At 44.6% G+C, this 16,499-nt stretch carries 18 protein-coding genes; 14 read left to right on the forward strand and 4 right to left on the reverse strand.

What is annotated here, in order from left to right; genetic code table 11:
- Nucleotides 1-51: 51 nt before the first annotated feature.
- A complete protein-coding gene (locus DW251_RS03615; protein WP_118300258.1) occupies nt 52-1,608 on the reverse strand; it encodes an ABC-F family ATP-binding cassette domain-containing protein in 1,557 nt (518 codons plus the stop codon).
- Between the two features lie 216 nt (nt 1,609-1,824).
- On the opposite strand from DW251_RS03615, the gene DW251_RS03620 reads away from it, so the two are divergent.
- A complete protein-coding gene (locus tag DW251_RS03620; RefSeq protein WP_118300259.1) occupies nt 1,825-2,439 on the forward strand; it encodes a hypothetical protein in 615 nt (204 codons plus the stop codon).
- Nucleotides 2,440-2,479: 40 nt separating this feature from the next.
- Here DW251_RS03620 and DW251_RS03625 read toward each other — a convergent pair whose 3' ends face one another.
- Complete coding sequence (locus tag DW251_RS03625; RefSeq protein WP_021870435.1) at nt 2,480-3,145, reverse strand: Crp/Fnr family transcriptional regulator; 666 nt, start codon at nt 3,143-3,145, stop codon at nt 2,480-2,482.
- Nucleotides 3,146-3,228: 83 nt separating this feature from the next.
- Between DW251_RS03625 and DW251_RS03630 the strand changes: the two genes are divergently transcribed.
- The 4 genes from DW251_RS03630 (at nt 3,229) to DW251_RS03645 (ending at nt 6,766) form a co-directional block, all read left to right on the forward strand.
- Nucleotides 3,229-3,954: a 4Fe-4S binding protein gene (locus DW251_RS03630; RefSeq protein WP_021870436.1), complete on the forward strand. Its 726-nt coding sequence runs from the start codon at nt 3,229-3,231 to the stop codon at nt 3,952-3,954.
- 66 nt (nt 3,955-4,020) lie between these two features.
- Nucleotides 4,021-4,365, forward strand: coding sequence for a cupin domain-containing protein (locus tag DW251_RS03635; RefSeq protein WP_021870437.1), 345 nt, complete (start codon nt 4,021-4,023; stop codon nt 4,363-4,365).
- 4 nt (nt 4,366-4,369) lie between these two features.
- A complete protein-coding gene (locus DW251_RS03640) occupies nt 4,370-4,882 on the forward strand; it encodes a hypothetical protein (protein ID WP_021870438.1) in 513 nt (170 codons plus the stop codon).
- Between the two features lie 141 nt (nt 4,883-5,023).
- On the forward strand, nt 5,024-6,766 hold the full coding sequence (locus tag DW251_RS03645) for an EAL domain-containing protein (protein ID WP_118300260.1): 1,743 nt from the start codon (nt 5,024-5,026) through the stop codon (nt 6,764-6,766).
- Between the two features lie 9 nt (nt 6,767-6,775).
- Here the strand turns inward: DW251_RS03645 and DW251_RS03650 are convergent, their stop codons facing one another.
- Nucleotides 6,776-6,991, reverse strand: coding sequence for a helix-turn-helix domain-containing protein (locus DW251_RS03650; RefSeq protein ID WP_021870338.1), 216 nt, complete (start codon nt 6,989-6,991; stop codon nt 6,776-6,778).
- A gap of 33 nt (nt 6,992-7,024) precedes the next feature.
- On the opposite strand from DW251_RS03650, the gene DW251_RS03655 reads away from it, so the two are divergent.
- The 8 genes from DW251_RS03655 to DW251_RS03690 all read left to right on the forward strand — a co-directional run bounded on the left by DW251_RS03655 (nt 7,025) and on the right by DW251_RS03690 (nt 14,773).
- Nucleotides 7,025-7,681, forward strand: a complete 657-nt coding sequence (locus DW251_RS03655; RefSeq protein ID WP_021870337.1) for an amidohydrolase family protein — start codon at nt 7,025-7,027, stop codon at nt 7,679-7,681.
- Nucleotides 7,678-7,914 (forward strand): hypothetical protein, encoded by a 237-nt coding sequence (locus DW251_RS18060; RefSeq protein WP_021870336.1) that lies wholly within the window; start codon nt 7,678-7,680, stop codon nt 7,912-7,914. Before DW251_RS03655 ends, DW251_RS18060 begins: the two co-directional genes overlap by 4 nt.
- A gap of 31 nt (nt 7,915-7,945) precedes the next feature.
- Nucleotides 7,946-8,902 carry a leucine-rich repeat protein gene (locus DW251_RS03665; RefSeq protein ID WP_118300262.1) on the forward strand — a complete coding sequence of 319 codons (957 nt, stop codon included), beginning with the start codon at nt 7,946-7,948 and terminating at the stop codon, nt 8,900-8,902.
- A 110-nt stretch (nt 8,903-9,012) separates the two neighbouring features.
- On the forward strand, nt 9,013-10,410 hold the full coding sequence (locus DW251_RS03670) for an aminopeptidase (RefSeq protein ID WP_021870334.1): 1,398 nt from the start codon (nt 9,013-9,015) through the stop codon (nt 10,408-10,410).
- 151 nt (nt 10,411-10,561) lie between these two features.
- Nucleotides 10,562-11,707 (forward strand): trigger factor, encoded by a 1,146-nt coding sequence (tig, locus tag DW251_RS03675; RefSeq protein WP_118300263.1) that lies wholly within the window; start codon nt 10,562-10,564, stop codon nt 11,705-11,707.
- A gap of 41 nt (nt 11,708-11,748) precedes the next feature.
- Complete coding sequence (locus DW251_RS03680) at nt 11,749-12,333, forward strand: xanthine phosphoribosyltransferase (protein WP_021870332.1); 585 nt, start codon at nt 11,749-11,751, stop codon at nt 12,331-12,333.
- A complete protein-coding gene (locus DW251_RS03685; RefSeq protein WP_347474615.1) occupies nt 12,326-13,123 on the forward strand; it encodes an HAD family hydrolase in 798 nt (265 codons plus the stop codon). Before DW251_RS03680 ends, DW251_RS03685 begins: the two co-directional genes overlap by 8 nt.
- A 3-nt stretch (nt 13,124-13,126) precedes the next feature.
- Nucleotides 13,127-14,773, forward strand: a complete 1,647-nt coding sequence (locus DW251_RS03690; protein WP_118300265.1) for a metallophosphoesterase — start codon at nt 13,127-13,129, stop codon at nt 14,771-14,773.
- A 19-nt stretch (nt 14,774-14,792) separates the two neighbouring features.
- Here DW251_RS03690 and DW251_RS03695 read toward each other — a convergent pair whose 3' ends face one another.
- On the reverse strand, nt 14,793-15,875 hold the full coding sequence (locus DW251_RS03695; RefSeq protein ID WP_347474612.1) for a DUF3810 domain-containing protein: 1,083 nt from the start codon (nt 15,873-15,875) through the stop codon (nt 14,793-14,795).
- Nucleotides 15,876-16,005: 130 nt separating this feature from the next.
- Here DW251_RS03695 and DW251_RS03700 point away from each other — a divergent pair, with 130 nt between their 5' ends.
- Nucleotides 16,006-16,401 carry a DUF6483 family protein gene (locus DW251_RS03700; RefSeq protein ID WP_021870328.1) on the forward strand — a complete coding sequence of 132 codons (396 nt, stop codon included), beginning with the start codon at nt 16,006-16,008 and terminating at the stop codon, nt 16,399-16,401.
- Nucleotides 16,402-16,499: the final 98 nt, after the last annotated feature.

Below are 16,499 nucleotides of genomic sequence, written 5' to 3' on the forward strand. Positions count from 1 at the left end.
GGTCATTCAATCTAAATGATCTGAAAGCAGCCTTTTATGATCGTGGTAAGATCATGATAAACGCAGTGCCCAGTCTCTGCAGTCCCATACATCGGTAGCCAGACCTTCATAAAAATCCGGTTCATGGCAGATGAGAAGGATGCTTCCTTTGTAAGCCTTTAAGGCACGTTTTAATTCTTCTTTTGCGTCTACATCCAGATGGTTAGTAGGTTCGTCTAAAAGAAGGACATTGGTTTCACGGTTGATCAGTTTGCACAGGCGCACTTTGGCCTGTTCACCGCCGCTTAATACGCGGACCTGGCTTTCAATGTGTTTTGTGGTCAGACCGCATTTTGCAAGGGCAGAGCGCACCTGATACTGGGTATAAGACGGGAATTCCTTCCAGATCTCATCCAGACAGGTAGTCGTATTGCCGGGAGCCATTTCCTGTTCAAAATATCCGATGGACAGATAATCGCCCAGTTCCACAGAACCGCTTAAAGCAGGTGTCAGTCCCAGGATACTCTTTAAAAGAGTGGTTTTTCCAATACCGTTTGCACCTACCAGGACGGCCTTCTGTCCGCGCTCCATAGTCAGGTTCAAAGGACGGGAAAGGGGCTCGTCATAGCCGATGATCAGATCCTTGGTCTCAAAAATATATTTGCCTGGAGTGCGGGCTTCCAGGAAATGAAACTCTGGCTTTGGCTTCTCTTTTGCCAGTTCGATCACTTCCATTTTATCCAGTTTCTTCTGACGGGACATAGCCATATTTCTGGTGGAAACGCGGGCTTTGTTTCTGGCAACGAAATCTTCCAGTTCAGCGATTTCCTGCTGCTGGCGCTTATAGGCAGCTTCTAACTGAGCCTTCTTTACAGAATAAACTTCCTGGAATTTGTCGTAATCGCCTACGTAGCGGTCCAGACGCTGGTTTTCCATGTGATAGATCAGGTTGATAACGCTGTTTAAGAATGGGATATCATGGGAGATCAGGATAAAAGCATTTTCATATTCCTGAAGATAGCGCTTTAACCATTCAATGTGCTGTACGTCTAGGTAGTTGGTAGGCTCGTCAAGAAGCAGGATATCCGGCTTCTGAAGCAGCAACTTTCCAAGAAGGACTTTGGTTCTCTGACCGCCGGAAAGCTCTGTTACGTCACGGTCCATACCGATCTCATCCAGACCTAAAGCCCGGCCAACTTCCTCTACTTTGGAGTCGATCACATAGAAATCATGTGCCATTAAAAGGTCCTGGATGGTTCCAAGCTCTTCCATCATGGCATTCATCTGATCTTCGTCTGCATCCCCCATATTGTCACAGATATGGTTCATCCGCTCTTCCATCTCAAAAAGAGGAGCAAAGGCGCTTTTTAATACTTCCCGGATGGTCATTCCTTTTTCCAGGACTGTGTGCTGGTCCAGATAGCCTACATTTACGTTCTTTGCCCACTCTACCTTGCCTTCATCCGGCATCAGCTTTCCGGTGATAATGTTCATAAAAGTGGATTTACCTTCACCGTTGGCACCTACAAGACCAATGTGTTCTCCTTTTAAAAGGCGGAAAGACACATCTTGAAAAATAGCCCGGTCTCCAAAACCGTGGCTTAAATGTTCTACATTTAATATACTCATTCAAAAACTCCTTATAAAATAAATATGCTCTCGGAAACTTCCAAGAGTACATATGATCAACAGTAGCACAGATAAGCCCATTTTACATGAGAAATCAGGCTGTGGCAACCGCTTTTTCACTGCTCTTGAGGTTTGTTTGGGAATGTGTTAAGATGGCGTCAAACAGGATTTATGTGAATGCAAAAGATAAGTTACAACAAGGAGATAAAACTACTTATGGAAAAACAGAAAATAAAGATCGTTCGCAAAAATGATGAGTATTCTGCGGAATACCAGGTTGGTGACGTTTTTCAGGTGGACAGTACCTGGTATGGGGGAGTGAATGTTACAAGCGCGTCGGGAATACCATTGTCTTTGGACAAGGATGAGTATGTGCTTTTAGAGGAAGCAGAAAAGGAGCAGCCCATTGACAATTATTCCTATCAGTGTGGTGTGATGGACTGCTTCTGTGAAATGGTGGCGTCCGGCCTTAAAAAGCTGGCAATGAGCCATCCATGTGACACCAAAGCAGAAAGAGACTCTTATCTGCCCCAGGTAAAGAAGCTTTGTGAAAAATATGGGATCCTTTATCATCCACAGGATGAGGCGCTGATCACAGATCTGTTCCCGGCAGAGGCAAATCAGGACAAATATAATTATTTATTTTTCCGTACTCAGGACGTTTATGAGACCTATCTGGAACTGAAAAAACGCCAGAAAGAGCTGGAAAACCAGTGCGGAGGAACTGAGGAAGAACGCTATCAGCTGGCAGCAGACTTTGGAGCCCTGCTTTCTTATCCGGAAGAAGGAATACGAAGGCTGATCGAAAAAACAAGAGAAGCCAGAAGATAAAAAAGAGTGCGCATCGTTGGCACAAAAAGCAGACCTGCCGCTACAGCAGGTCCGTTTTTAATACAAAGTGATTTTTATCTGTCTCCAGGATCCCTTCTTTTCGCATTTTACCAAGTTCCGCCGACATGGCGCTTCGGTCAATGCTTAAATAGTCAGCTAGCTGCTGCCTGTTAAATGGAATACAAAAATCCCGGCTGCCTGCTTTGGAGGCCTGAAAAGAAAGGTATGATAACAGGCGGCCACGGATGGATTTGGAAGAGGTGTGGAAGATCCGTCTGGACAGATTTAGATTTTTCTGGGAAGAGATATATAACAGGTTCTGGATCAGGCGGTTGTGGTGGGTGCAGGCAGAAGGACAGGTGGTCAGTACCCGTCCTGTATCTAAAAACAGGATATGGGAAGGTTCTGCTGCAATGGCTGATACCATAAGGGGTTCCCCGGGAAGACAGGCATAGCTTTCCGCAAAGGCAAAGCCGGGACCAACACTTTCCATAACACTTTTATTGCCCCAGACATCATCATTTTCAATCTGTACCCGGCCGGTCAGCACCAGTCCGATATTGTGGATGACATCTCCGGCATGAAAGATGGTCTCACCTTTGTCATAATCCCGTTCCTCTGTGCCAAGACACTGGAGCATAACATTGATCTCTTCAGGGGGAACATCTTTAAATAAGGGTGCATTTTCCAACAGTTTATAATCCATTTTCTCTCCTTTTGTTGTCAGAACAACATACATTTGCAGGTGATTGTAGTATATTCCTTATATAATGTCAAGGAGGTACAAAAATGATACGCAGGATCGTTCATATTGATGAAGAAAAATGTAATGGCTGTGGCCTTTGTGCCCAGGCCTGTCACGAAAGTGCCATTGGAATGGTTAATGGCAAGGCTAAATTATTAAGAGATGACTATTGTGATGGTTTAGGAGACTGCCTTCCGGCCTGTCCGGCAGGTGCCATTTCCTTTATAGAAAGAGAAGCAGCTGCATATGATGAGGCAGCAGTACTTGAAAATAAGAAGAAAAAGGCAGCAGCGGCCCATCAGGCTCCTGCAGGCGGATGTCCTGGCACCCGTATGCGCCAGATGAACCGCAGAAGCGAAGAAACAGCTCAGGAAGGAGAAAATACTTCCAGTGCAGCACCAGTTACTTCCCAGTTAAGCAACTGGCCGGTACAGATCAAACTGGCACCGATCAAGGCACCATACTTTGATCAGGCAAAGCTTTTGATCGCAGCAGACTGTACTGCCTATGCATACGGAAACTTCCACAAGGATTTTGTTAAAGGCAAAGTAACACTGATCGGATGTCCAAAGTTAGATGACTGCGATTACAGCGAAAAACTGACAGAGATCATTGCAGCCAATGATATTAAGAGCGTTACGTTAGTGCGCATGGAAGTGCCATGCTGCGGCGGTTTAGAGCAGGCAGCTATCAAGGCTTTAAAGAACAGTGGAAAGTTTATTCCATGGCAGGTAGTGACCATTTCTATTGACGGTAAGATACTGGATTAACGTTTAGGACATGTCTCACGCCCGATGGGCGGGGAAAAGATTAGTTTGTAGCAGGAGAAAACTAAAATGGCATTTATTAAAAACATTGAACACGAAACCGTACTTCCGTTAGCAGAGCAGGTAACTGTACAGCCGGGACAGATCGTCAGCCGTACACTGGCTCAGAACAAGGCAGTCAGCGTAACTTTATTTGCCTTTGATAAGGGCGAAGAGATCAGTACCCATGACTCCACCGGCGATGCTATGGTACAGGTACTGGAAGGAAAAGGAAAATTTACAGTAGGCGGAAAAGAGCATTTCTGCTGTGCTGGTGATGTCCTCATCATGCCGGCAAAGGTTCCTCACGCTGTTTACGCAGAAGAGTCCTTTAAAATGCTGTTGACTGTTGTATTTCCAACAGAACAGGAGTAAAGATATGGAGTCCGCAGAAAAGAAACGACCAGGGGATATCCTTACAGGCGCTTTGATCGGACTTGCCAGGACAACTTACAGTCATTTAAAGACAGAAGATACAGACAGGGTAGTAACATGTGCTCTGTCTGTTCTGGCAAGACCGGATGCCGGTGAGGAAGAACTTGCCCAACAGTTAAAACAGGTAAGGGCAGAAAAACTGGCAGTAGCCCCGGGCTGTGCTACCTGTGTGGCAAAATGCGGAAATACAGATGATTATGATATGGAGCGCCTCTGGAACGGACCGGACCAGGTGCGCTCTCTTAAGATACGTCTGTTTTCCGGGCTGAAAAAGACAGGCAGGGATGCTTTTAAAGTTATTGAAAACGGAAAAGGGAAAGACAAACATTTCCAGAGTATTATGGAAAGTATCTATAAAGGACTTTTTATCCTGGCAGAGGACTGGGAACCGGAAGAGATACTGCCGGCTATTGCTGAATTAGATGAAGCAGAGATCATGGTGAAGGAATTTCTCTAAAAAAATATTTTAGAAAATTATTGGAAAAATTTGGCAAAAATGCCAAGGAAGCATTAAGGGTATTCAACTTGAATAGAAAGTATAAGTATGGTAAAGTAGGAATAATGATAAAAGTACTTAAGAAAAGAGGAGGTACAGAAGATGCCAGGGCGCAGGGAAGAGAATGCCGGCAAAAGAATGTTGAAGCATCTTTCCGCTATTTTGGAGAAAAGCGGTGTCATTATATTTGAATACCATATAAAAACAGATACTCTGATCCGTTACAATAAAGAGCTGGAAGTAGAAGTGGAAATACCGAAGTATTGTGATTATCTCAGGGATAAGACCAGGATCTACCCGGATGACCGCTGGAAAGCCATTGAATTTTACAGTGGGCGTATTAAGGGGCCCATTGATATCCGTGAAGTAGATGATGACGGCTATGTTTCCAGAAAGCGCCTGGAGACTGTATCCATTGAAGAAGATGAAGAAGAAGGTAGATCTTGTATCCTCTTTGGCATGGTCACTGATGTAACCGGGGAGTGGCATCAGGAAGAGCGCCTGGAACGGGAACTGGGACAGTACCGGGAAGAAGAGGCAACCTGTAATGGTTGTGCCGGTTATCCTAAATATGACCAGGTTACAGGTCTGCTTTCTTTTAACCGTTTCAGGGAAGAGGTTGACAGTGTGATCGCTTCCGGAAAAGGAAAAAGCTGTCTCTTAGTTTACACAGATCTTGAAAACTTTAAATATTTTAACCGGAAATACGGTTATGCAGCAGGAGACCAGCTGCTGCGGGAATTTACCGGTTATATTATTGATACTTTAAAAAAGCGCAATACTGCCCATTTTACCAGGGTGGTCGCAGATCAGTTCATTCTCTTCTTTGAGGAAAAATGGAATAACGGTTCCATAGAAGCCATTAAGCGTATCAATAATGGATTTATTGAGCGGCAGCAGAGAAAATATCCGGAAGCAAAGCTGCGCCTGCGCACCGGTGTATACAAAGTAGAAAAAGACTGCGACGGAGCTTCGTTTGCTATTGATGCGGCCAACTATGCCAGACGCCAGATCCAGGATAATTCCCCTGAGACTGTATGTGTATATGATAAGACCATGGCGGATCTCCAGAATATGGAAAATGAAATTGCCATTGGCTTAGATAAAGCAATAAAAAATAAAGAATTTAAGATCTATCTCCAGCCACGTTTCTCCCTGACAACAGGAAAGATCGTAGGTGCGGAGTCTTTAGTCCGCTGGCAGAGGGAAGATGGTACGATCCTGCCGCCGGACAGTTTTATCCCTGTTTATGAGAAAAACGGCCGTATCATTGACCTGGATTTTTACATGTTTGAGGAAACGGTAAAGCTTCTGGCAAACTGGAAGGAACAGGGGATCCCGCAGCGTCTGATCTCCATCAATGCGTCTGCCCTTCATGCCCAGAACAGTGATACCGTTCACCGTTATACAACCATCCTGGAAAAATACGGTGTGGACCCGGCTCTTATAGAACTGGAATTAACAGAGACAGCTACAGTTTCTGATTATGACCATGTAAAGCAGCTGTTTGCAAAGTTACAGACTGTCGGTTTTAGGACAGCCTTAGATGATTTTGGAGCCGGTTATTCCATATTGAATACAGTCATTGATATTCCGGTCAACACAGTAAAAGTGGACCGGGCCTTTATCAGCAACTGTGAGACTACTCATAAGGGGATTTACTTCCTTCGTGAGATCATCAACCTGTTAAAAGGTCTTGGTTATCATATTGTATGTGAGGGAGTTGAGACGCCGGAACAGGCGTCCATCCTTAGAAATACCATGTGTGATGAAGTACAGGGATACTGGTTTTCCCATCCGGTCCCAGCACATGAATTTGAAAAAATGCTGCAGGAGGGGCGGTAGCAGAGAATATTATCTGCGCCGCGCCTCCTGCAGCCATGTTACAGCCTTTTTATAATTTTCTTTATAATAGCAGATCTTGCCCTTTTCCAGGGAAATAAATCCCTCTTCTTTTAACTGGCTGATGGTACGGTTTAATGTTTTTACGTTGATGCTTGTTTCATCCTGCAACTGCTGTCTGGTCAGATTGATCTTATAAAGAAGACCATCCGGCTGATCACAGAGCATGCAGATGACCGCCAGGCTCTTTTACAGGCCCATATGAATGAATATCCGGGAGAAGTGAATTTCTTCCTTCAGCGGTTCCAAAAACGTCCTTATGAATATCTGGACTCTTTCCATGTTTTAAGCGACCGCTTTATCGGTGCCCACAGTATCATGGTATCGGCTCACGAAAGAGCACTGCTGCGTGAGCGTGACGTAAAAGTATGCCACTGTCCGTTCAGCAACTGTGGAAAAGGAGTTCCGGAGACACCGGCACTTTTAGAAGATGGAATCTGCGTAGGACTTGGAACAGACGGTGCTGCTCACGGTGGTTTAAGTCTTTGGAATGAAATGAAGATCTTCCGTTCTGTGATGAACGTAAAACACGGCGTTGCCCAGAGCAATCCGGCTATCATGTCTGCAGCTCAGATCATTTCCATGGCTACAAAAGAGGGATACCGCCTGATGAAAGAGGAGGGCGGTGTGATCGCAGAAGGCAAAAAAGCGGACTTTATTACCATCAATACCATGCAGTCTCATTTATATCCTACTGGTAATCTGGTGAATACTCTGTTAGAATGTGTTACTGCGTCTGACGTCTGCGATATGGCGGTAGATGGCAGACTGCTGATGAAGGATCGGGAAGTTCTTACACTGGATGAGGAAAAGATCCTTTATGAAGCGATGAAATACATGGAGGAATTAGAAGCATGATCACAGGTATCACATTCTGTCTGATCGTAACAATGGCCAATCTGGTAGTAGGAGCATTTGTAGGACTTACAGGTGTGGCAGGTTTCCTGCTGCCGATCACTTATACATCCCTTCTGGGACTGGGCACGACAGAGGGACTGGCCCTTAGCTTTGGTGCTTTTATCCTTTCTGGTCATGCAATGCATGAACAGGAAGCAGCTTTTTTAATTAGACCTTATTGGAAATGGGGTTGAAAAAATAAGGGAAACTGATTAAACTGATTACATGAATGTATTATATAGAAAGACAACAAAAGGGATCTGTGTGGGGCGCTGCTACACATTAGATAACAAACTGGTGATACCGGACACCATAGAAGGACTTCCGGTAACAGAACTGGATACATATACATTCTCCCAGACTGTGCGAAGAAGAGAACAGCCGCCGGCAGAATACGAAGGAGAGCCGGAAATGTGCGGTGAAGCCCTGGAGAAACTTACGCTGCCGAAACATCTGGAAAAAGTAGGGGCCTATGCCTTTTATAACTGTTTTCATTTAAAGAAGCTTTCCTGCTGCAGTACAGTGAGAGACTGGGGGGCCGGAGTATTTACAGGCTGTACCCAGATAAATAAACTGGATATCCGTATCTTTCCGGAGGAAAAATCCAGTTTTAAAGAAATACTTTCAGAACTGCGGCAGATGCTGGTTGTAGATTACCGGGATAAAGAAGGGAAACTTCTGGCAAAGCTGATCTTTCCGGAGTTTTTTGAGGAGTCCATAGAAAATACTCCTGCCCGTATCATTATGAGGGAAATGCATGGCTGCGGTCATATGTACCGGTATTGTTTTAACGGAACTGATTTTCAGTTCTGGGAATATGACAAACTGCTGCCAACAGCAGAGATCTTAGAAAGCCCGGCCCTTGTATGCCGCATGGCCCTTTACCGCCTCTACTGGCCCAAAGGTCTGACAGAGGAATGGAAAGAAGAATACTGGAAATACATCAAAAAACATCCGGATGAAGCAGCAAAAGGCCTGACAGAGCGGGGAGAAAGAGAGATCCTTTCCTGGCTGGCAGAGGCAAAAGAGACGGACAGCCAGATGTTAGAGCAGATGATCCGGGCTACAGCAGGACTGGGGGATGCCCAGGTTTCTGCCATTCTTATGGATGCAAGGCATAAAAAGATGGGGGCGCAGTCGGGGGATAAACCGAAGCCCAGAGTCCGAACTTTTGAGTTATAGCTTTCAACGGGAGTTGGTCCCGGTTTTCCCGCTTTAGCGGGAAGTATATACCAATGTTTCTCTCCGCCCTCAGGCGGCTGAGTATTACTTAATTTACGGAGGAAGATCCCATGTCCAAGAAAACAAAAGCACAGGAATTACAGGAGCAGCTTACCTGGTCTGCTCCCCATATTGGAAAAGACGCACCAGACCACAAGGAAAAAGCTTTCAAATACTGTGAAGGCTACAAACAGTTCCTTAACGCAGGAAAAACAGAGCGCGAGTGCGTAAAAGAAGCTGTACACATGTTAAAAAAGGCCGGTTACAAGCCATTTGACCGCACTGCTTCCTATGAACCAGGAGATAAGGTATATTATGTAAACCGCAGAAAAGCCATTATTGCAACTACCTTTGGCAAAAAGCCATTATCCGAAGGTCTGCATATCAATGGAGCTCATATTGACTCCCCAAGACTGGACTTAAAGCCAAATCCATTATATGAAAAAGAAGATATAGCCTACTTTAAGACTCATTACTACGGCGGTATCCGCAAATACCAGTGGGGAACTATTCCGTTAGCTATTCACGGCGTTGTTGCAAAGAAAAACGGGGAACTGACGGAAATCTGCATCGGTGAAAAAGAAGATGACCCTGTATTCTGCATTACAGACCTGCTGCCACATCTGGCTGCAAAGCAGAATGAGCGCCCGCTGCGGGAAGGCTTAAAGGGAGAAGAATTAAACGTTGTTTTAGGTTCTCTTCCATATGAAGGAGAAGACATCAAGGACGCTGTAAAACTTTCTATCCTGGCACTGCTTCATGAACAGTACGGTATGAAAGAAAAAGATTTCTTCCGCGCAGAATTTGAACTGGTACCGGCTGTAAAAGCAAGAGATATCGGTTTAGACCGCAGTCTGGTAGGCGCTTATGGCCAGGATGACCGTGTTTGTGCATACACAGCGCTGACTGCTGAGATTGATACGAAAAAGCCGGAACACACCACAGTGACCATTCTTACAGATAAAGAAGAGACAGGTTCTGACGGAAATACAGGTCTGAATTCCGATTATGTCCTTCATTATATAGAAGATCTTGCTTCTATGGAGAAGGTTGCGGTACGTGACGTATTAAAGGCTTCCTTATGCTTGTCCTCTGATGTAAATGCAGCTTATGACCCGACTTTCCCGGATGTATATGAAGCGCGCAATTCCAGCTACATCAACAAAGGCTGTGTTCTCACTAAATACACAGGCGCCAGAGGAAAAGGCGGCTCCAATGATGCCAGTGCAGAGACCATGGCGAAAGTTATCGGCATTATGGAAGATGCAGGTGTTTACTGGCAGGCAGGCGAGCTTGGCGCAGTAGATGCAGGCGGCGGCGGCACCATTGCCAAGTTTGTAGCTCATATGGATGTGGATACAGTGGACTTAGGTGTGCCGATCCTTTCCATGCATGCTCCTTTTGAACTTGCTTCTAAATTAGACGTTTACCATACATATAAAGCATTTAAGGCATTTTATGCGTCATAAAACTTATTGTAAGGGCTTTTTTTTCCCGACGGTGTATGGTATAACTATGTACAACGCTTAAAGAAAGTCTGTTTTTGTTTTCCAGGGACGGACAAAAAGTTCCTGACAGAACAAATAAGCGAAAAGAAAGAAAAGAAAAGGACATGCAACAATGAGAAAACTGAAATTATTATGTTTATGCGGTCTGACTGCAGCTGTTCTGATGACCGGATGCGCAGGCAGCACAGACACCACAAATGTAAACCTTGGTTCTGCAACTGTTTCTGAGTACAGAGGAGTAAAGATCAATGTAGCAGCTCCGGAAGTAACAGATGATGAAGTAGACCAGAAGATCCAGACCAATCTGAAGCAAAATCCAAATGAAGTAGAAGTGGACAGAGCTGCGCAGGACGGCGATATCGTCAACATCGACTACAAGGGAACAAAAGACGGAGAAGCTTTTGACGGCGGTACCGCAGAAGGACAGGATCTGACTCTTGGTTCAGGATCTATGATCGACGGTTTTGAAGACGGTCTGGTCGGAGCAAAGAAGGGTGAGACAAAGACCTTGGATTTAACTTTCCCGGAAAATTACAGAGAAGAGTCTTTAGCAGGACAGGCAGTTGTATTTGAAGTAACTGTAAATGCTGTAAAAGAAAAGCAGGATGCAGTATTAGATGATGCATTTGTACAGAGAACTTCTGATTACCAGACTGTAGATGAGTATAAGGAAGGCATCCGTGCTGACCTGTTAGCCCAGAAGCAGAAGACAGCAGAGCAGGAAATGGAGCAGGATGTTCTTCAGGACATTATCGATAACTCCGATTTCAAGTTCTCCAGAAACGGTTTATCTGTGCGTTACAATCAGATGTTAAAGCAGTATACCAACCAGGCTAAGATGTACGGAATGACTCTTTCCCAGATGGCTCAGGCCAATGGTATGGATGAAGCCGGATTTAAGGAATACATCTACTCTTCTGTAAAAGAAGCAGCTAAGAAAGAGATCGTTGTAAAAGACATTGCAGCAAAAGAAGGTCTTGATAACCTGACAGATGAAGATAAAGAAGCATTTGCACAGGCAAATGGAACCAGCAAAGATACACTGGTAAGCCTTTATGGAGAAGATACTGTAAATGAGCAGGTCCTTCAGGATAAGGTATTAAGATTTTTAGCTTCCAATGCAGACAATGAAGCAGAAAATCCTGCAAAACTGTCTGAGCGTGAAGTAACGGTTACTGAAACTTCAGCAGACCAGGAGTCTTCCCCAGAAGAAACAACAGAAGCTGAAACTACAGCAGAAGAAACAAAAGCAAACTAAAATATTATATTCAAAACAAATGGATAAGGAGGATATTATACATGCAACTCTTAAAAGATAGGATCCGTAAGGACGGCAAGATCAAAGCGGGAAATGTGCTGAAAGTAGACAGTTTTTTAAATCACCAGATGGATATTAAACTGTTTGGTGAGATCGGAAAGGAATTCAAGCGCAGATTTGCGGATGTGGAAGTAAACAAGATCCTTACCATCGAGGCTTCCGGAATCGGAATTGCATGTATTGTAGCCCAGTATTTTGATGTTCCTGTTGTATTCGCTAAGAAGACACAGACCAAGAACATTGCTGGTGAAGTCTATACTTCTAAAGTAGAGTCCTTTACCCACGGCAGAGTATATGACATTATCGTATCCAAGGAATTCCTTGGAAAGGGCGACAAAGTGCTTCTTATCGATGATTTCCTGGCAAACGGAAAGGCGTTAGAAGGTCTGGCAGCTTTAGTAAGAGATTCCGGTGCTGAATTAGTAGGTGCTGGTATCGTTATTGAAAAAGGCTTCCAGGTAGGCGGAGATTTGATCCGTTCCGAAGGAATCCGTCTGGAGTCACTGGCTATTGTTGACAGTATGGATGAGGAGACAGGAACCATTGTTTTCAGAGATGATGAATAATAACAGAACAAAAGCTTTATTTTTTGATATTGACGGAACCCTCCTGTCTGAAAAGACGCGGAGGGTTCCTGACAGTGCGAAAGAGGCACTGAAACAGGCAAGAGAAAAAGGACATCTGGTCCTGATCAATACAGGCCGTGTGTATCCGCATTTACATGAGATCCGTTCCCAGGTAGATGCAGATGGATTTCTCTGCGGCTGCGGTACTTATGTGAGAGTAAAAGATGAGGTCTTATATCACCATGTGATCCCACATGAAAGAGGACTGCAGATCAAAAAAGACATTGATGACTGCGGTCTGGACGGTGTACTGGAAGGTCTGGGCGGCTGCTATATGCATGAAGCACCATCCTGTCTGCCGCAGGTAGAGCGTGTAAAACAGTCTGTTAAGCTCTCCGGCTGTCCAATGCCATGCTACTGGGAAGATGACAGTTTTGATTTTGACAAGTTTTACATTGGTTCTGATGAAAAGAGCCGCTGCAAAGAGCTGTTTGGAAGAATGCCGGATATTGAGGTCATTGACAGGGAAAAGGGCTTTTATGAGTGTATCCCAAGAGGTCATTCCAAGGCAACTGCCATTGATCTTGTGTTAAAACACTATGGCATTTCAAAAGAGGATGCTTATGTATTTGGTGACAGCAGCAATGATCTGTCCATGTTCCAGTATGCAGTCAACTGTATCGCCATGGGAGATCACAGTCCGGTGTTGGAACCATATATATCTTTTGTAACAAAAACAGTAGAGGATGACGGGATCGCCTATGCTATGAAAGAGCTGGGGATCATATAAATTATGAAACGAAAAACCTGGATCGTCAGTGCCCTGATGTATGCCCTTGTATTTCTGGTATGCTTCGGGGTATTGCACGTTTTTAAGAAAATAACAACTGCCGGAGACAGTACGGAGTACACCTCTAAGGCTGCGGCAGAGACCAATATTGTAATTGACGGGTCTGCAGATGATACAGACCGTGAAAATGGAAAAATGGACGGGGCTGAAGGATCAGATCTGTCAGAAGATACAGATGAATTATGGAATGAGACGGAGAAAAATACCCATATCCGACGGGAAACAGGCTATAAAGGCTGGAGTAAGACATTGCCTCAGGTTTGGCCGGAGGTCCCGGAAGAAGAGCATTATACGCCTCCAAGGATCATCCAGGCAACGGATGTTCATTATCAGAGCGCAGATGCAGAGGATGACGGAGCAGCTTTTCAGCTTTTTGTAGAGCGCTGCGACGGAAAAGTGGTAAAATATCTTCCCCAGCTGTTAGATGCTTTTATGGATCAGGTGATCGCTGAAAAACCAACAGCACTGGTACTCAGTGGTGATATTACCATGAACGGGGAGAAGATCAATCATAAGGAACTGGCTGAGAAGCTTCACAAAGTTCAGGATGCAGGTATTCCGGTACTGATCATCCCTGGAAACCATGATATCAATAATCCCAATGCGGCTGTTTATTTTGGAGATGAGAAAACATCCACAGACAGCGTTACCCCGGAAGAATTTTATGATATTTACCATATGTACGGTTACGATCAGGCCATCAGCCGGGACAGTGCTTCTTTAAGCTATGTTTACCAGCTAGATGAAAGAAACCGTCTTTTAATGTTAGACTCCTGCCAGTATGAGCCTAAGAACCTGGTAGAAGGCCGGATCAAGGCAGAGACCTTGGTGTGGATGGATGAGCAGTTAAAAAAGGCCCAGGAAGACGGGATGCAGATATTGCCTATTGCCCATCACAACCTGCTGGCCCAGAGCCGTATGTATACAACCCAGTGTGCCATGGACAATAATGGGGAGGTCATTGATCTTCTTCAGAAATATAAGATCCCCCTGTTTTTAAGCGGTCATCTTCATGTTCAGAGGATCCGCAAGCACAAGGCAGAACCGGGAGTAGCAGATGATGCCTATGGCATCCAGGAGATCATTACAGATGCTATGAGTATCCCGCCCTGCCAGTATGGCGTTTTACAGTGGAAAGAGGACGGAAGCATGGAATATTCTACGGAGTCTGTGGATGTATCAGTCTGGGCAAAACGTACAGAACAGGAAAATACAGATCTGCTGGATTTTGTGGGCTGGTCGGAACATTACATTCAGAAGCTGATCGCAGACCAGATCGGCGGAGTAGTCCACAATGTAGGAAGTGATGTGAAACGCTCCATGGCAGTGACCTACGCAGATGTATATATTGATTACTACGCAGGCCGCAACATTGATGCCAAAGGAGTGAGAACTTCGCAAGGTTATACCTGGTGGGAACGTAACCTGCCGGACAGCTATCTGTTAAAAGAATTAAATTCCATGATCAATGACTCTGACAGGGATAATAATTACCTGCTGCTTCCGGAAGATACCATCCTGGAAGAACGGTATGCATGGAAGAAGGCTACGGCTTCTGAGGCAAGCCCGTCAGAGGCAGGTCGCCAGTGATGCGATCTGTTGGAACAGATCAGTCCGCAGTGACATCCGAATAAAAATCTGCAAGCATAAGATCAACCATACGCCCATAGCTTAAGACACCATCTGTCTGGCTGTGGGCTTTTAAATATGTATCATTTACCTTGGTGGACACCTCTGCCGTCTTTCCCTCAAAACGATCCCAGAAAACATTATTTTCTTCCAGGTCATTTCTGGCTTTTTCATCTAATTTCTTATATAGTTCTATAAAACCGTCATAATCCGCTTTTGCCAGAGCATTTCCCGCGTATACCCAGCCAGTGAGATAACCGCTGTAGCGAAATGACCTGCTTTCTGAACCGGTGCAGGCCAGGTAACCAATAAAATTGGCCTCATCTTCCCGCATATATCCCTTTAAATGAGACAGTTCATGACAGATGGTATGGGGAATGTTGTAGGCAGGTATCTCACTGTTGTAGTTGGCTTCTACTGTAAAAGGAGAATAGACGCCGGTCAGCTGTTGGACAGATAAAAGCCTTGGATGGATCAGAGGCTTTGGATATGGGTACCAGCTTTTAAACTGGGGATACTCATCTGCCAGTCCTTTCATGGCTTTCTGCCCTCCTTTCCCCATTTCCCGAAGATAGGAAAAATTCTGAAAATAAGAGAAATTCCCGGCATCTGAAGGAGATGGGGATGTTTCTGTTGGTATATTTTCATTTACCTTATTTACAAGATCACTGCAAAGAGCATAGAGTTCATCGGTAGAATGGGTCCGGATCACAAAACCAGCTTCATAAGAAAAAGAATTCCGGTAATAATTAATGCCGCAGTTGATGGTAAATAAGAAAAACAGGAGAGAAGCTGTAAAGAATGCACCATTTAACAGATATAATGGCGTTTTAAACCATTTGACCACAGAAAAAATACAAAGGAGCAGAAGCAGATACAGCCCTACTTCTGATACAGAAAAGGGAAAGATCCCGAAAATACGCGCAAATATCCCTTTCAGGACAGGATATATAGTTACAGAATAAGCCTGGGCAAAGCCGGTTACCTTCCTGGCGCAAAGGCTTAACAAAACAGAAAGGATGCTCATGATCACACCGGCAGCAAATATTTTTTTCAAGTTCACGACCTCCTTCAGATCATTGCGGATACCCCCATTATAAATGCTTTTGCCTTGACTGAAAAGGTGGTTTCATCTATACTGAAATGAGCTAAGAAGAGAAAAAGTTATATAAATATAAAAAGGGGAAACAGATATGGGATATCAGGACGATTATGTAATGCGTACCATCAGTGACTTAGTCCGCGCCATTGCAAGACTGGCACTTGGAAAAAATGAGATCAATTATGCCCTTCCGGATACAGAGGATAAATACAGCGATACAGACCGTATTTATCGGAAACTGCGTGATCTGGTAGATGCAGGTGAGATCAACGAAGCAGAGAACCAGCTTTACGAAAATCTGGATGAAAACGACACAGAACATCTGGAAATGGCACTGACTTTCTATATGTATTTAAACCAGTTAGATGATGATACACTTTTCATGGCAAACTATTCCAGAGAAGAGATCGTAGAAGGGATCAACAGTGTCAGCGCAAGCTTTGGCATTACCGGATTTGAAAATTTTGTAGATACCACCATGGTTTAGCCAGATGACGGTGCGGATCATAAAGTTCCGCGCACTTACAGGCGGGACCACAAGAAACACAGGGGGCTGCTGCAGGATGCCTTAAAATTTTGCAGCAG

The sequence above is a fragment of the Clostridium sp. AM22-11AC genome, from assembly GCF_003473545.1.
GTDB lineage: Bacteria > Bacillota > Clostridia > Lachnospirales > Lachnospiraceae > Enterocloster.

Bases quoted from the DNA above. Each gene is read 5' to 3' on its own strand.
- DW251_RS03635 (WP_021870437.1), top strand. From the start codon at position 4,021: ATGGCATTTATTAAAAACATTGAACACGAAACCGTACTTCCGTTAGCA.
- DW251_RS03700 (WP_021870328.1), top strand. From the start codon at position 16,006: ATGGGATATCAGGACGATTATGTAATGCGTACCATCAGTGACTTAGTC.
- DW251_RS03620 (WP_118300259.1), top strand. From the start codon at position 1,825: ATGGAAAAACAGAAAATAAAGATCGTTCGCAAAAATGATGAGTATTCT.
- DW251_RS03645 (WP_118300260.1), top strand. From the start codon at position 5,024: ATGCCAGGGCGCAGGGAAGAGAATGCCGGCAAAAGAATGTTGAAGCAT.
- DW251_RS03615 (WP_118300258.1), bottom strand. From the start codon at position 1,608: ATGAGTATATTAAATGTAGAACATTTAAGCCACGGTTTTGGAGACCGG.
- DW251_RS03665 (WP_118300262.1), top strand. From the start codon at position 7,946: ATGAATGTATTATATAGAAAGACAACAAAAGGGATCTGTGTGGGGCGC.
- DW251_RS03690 (WP_118300265.1), top strand. From the start codon at position 13,127: ATGAAACGAAAAACCTGGATCGTCAGTGCCCTGATGTATGCCCTTGTA.
- DW251_RS03685 (WP_347474615.1), top strand. From the start codon at position 12,326: ATGAATAATAACAGAACAAAAGCTTTATTTTTTGATATTGACGGAACC.
- tig (WP_118300263.1), top strand. From the start codon at position 10,562: ATGAGAAAACTGAAATTATTATGTTTATGCGGTCTGACTGCAGCTGTT.
- DW251_RS03640 (WP_021870438.1), top strand. From the start codon at position 4,370: ATGGAGTCCGCAGAAAAGAAACGACCAGGGGATATCCTTACAGGCGCT.
- DW251_RS03680 (WP_021870332.1), top strand. From the start codon at position 11,749: ATGCAACTCTTAAAAGATAGGATCCGTAAGGACGGCAAGATCAAAGCG.
- DW251_RS03670 (WP_021870334.1), top strand. From the start codon at position 9,013: ATGTCCAAGAAAACAAAAGCACAGGAATTACAGGAGCAGCTTACCTGG.
- DW251_RS03630 (WP_021870436.1), top strand. From the start codon at position 3,229: ATGATACGCAGGATCGTTCATATTGATGAAGAAAAATGTAATGGCTGT.
- DW251_RS03650 (WP_021870338.1), bottom strand. From the start codon at position 6,991: ATGCTCTGTGATCAGCCGGATGGTCTTCTTTATAAGATCAATCTGACC.
- DW251_RS03655 (WP_021870337.1), top strand. From the start codon at position 7,025: ATGAATGAATATCCGGGAGAAGTGAATTTCTTCCTTCAGCGGTTCCAA.
- DW251_RS18060 (WP_021870336.1), top strand. From the start codon at position 7,678: ATGATCACAGGTATCACATTCTGTCTGATCGTAACAATGGCCAATCTG.
- DW251_RS03625 (WP_021870435.1), bottom strand. From the start codon at position 3,145: ATGGATTATAAACTGTTGGAAAATGCACCCTTATTTAAAGATGTTCCC.